Annotated in this window: 1 protein-coding gene; it reads right to left on the minus strand. The window is 34.2% G+C overall.

Features of this window, described 5'->3' with window-relative positions; genetic code table 11:
- The coding region (locus KPL54_RS25775; protein WP_216109321.1) for an ISNCY family transposase at positions 1 to 1141 on the minus strand (1141 nt) is incomplete at both ends.

Here is a 1141-nt window from a genome sequence, read left to right on the forward strand (position 1 = left end):
TCCAAGGATGACTCATAGGTGGCACGTAACTTTTGCGTTTTACTGGATTATCTTTTGGAAAATCAAAGTTTTTTGAAGCAGTTTTGTGATCTGGTATTACTTCCAATCCATATATTTTATTTTCTATACTAACGTAATATTTATCATCAAAAGCTTTAATAACTAAAGCGGATGTACCTTTTCTAAAATAAGTAGGATTGCTATCAGTATCAATAGGCTTATAGTATTTTGATTCAAAGCGTACACAATGTCCACAATCGACCTTTCGGTCTGCTAAAACAGCAAGAGTTAAATTAATTTTTTCAACCGTAGGTTGTGTTTCAAATACAGATTTGGTACTATTGATATTAAGAGCAAACTTAGCATTGAATTTTTTTACGTAGTGGTTTAAGAATACATTTGCTTTCTCTATGGTTGTTACGCCTGCTATTCTAAGTTCTAGAGGCAGGCGTGATTGTAATGTTTGAAAAAGACGCTCTACACGACCTTTTGCTTGAGGAACACTACTAGTTCTAATTTCAACACCTAACTGCTTACAGGCGTAGCCAAATTGTGTGAAGGTATCCTCCTCTGTGGTTGGAGCTTTTTTTTGTTTATACTCAAATACAGTTCTACGATCTGTAAAAAACATATATGGAATACCATATTCTAAAAGAATCTGATGAAATATATTATAGTAGCCTTTTAAAGTTTCTTGGTGATCAAAGTAGGCACCAACAATAACTCCGGTTGAATCATCAATAGCTATGTGTAGTTGAGATTTTGTATCTCCAAACCATAGATGTAGCGACGCATCCATCTGAAGCATTTCTCCGAAATAAGCACAACGAGACCTTCTTGGATGAGCGTCTTCAATTGCTATGATACTTTTTTCAATGTAATCTTTTTTATGAGTTGATAGAGACGAAGTTTTGAGCTGCTCTAACAATTCTTTTTTTACCCTTTTTTTTGTAACACGACTGGCTTTAGGAGATAAAATATGTTCAGCCATAAGAATTGTGTTAACGGTACTAGGAGAGACGGAAATGCCCTCATGAGTATCGAGAAGTTCAGCATAATGGGTAAAATTTGCTTCGTGATATTTAGTTTTATATAGATCTATAATCATACACCTAATATCTTCTGAAATGGTATGAATAGG

Origin of the sequence: Clostridium estertheticum, assembly GCF_018861295.1 — a bacterium.
Taxonomy (GTDB): Bacteria; Bacillota; Clostridia; order Clostridiales; family Clostridiaceae; genus Clostridium_AD; species Clostridium_AD estertheticum_D.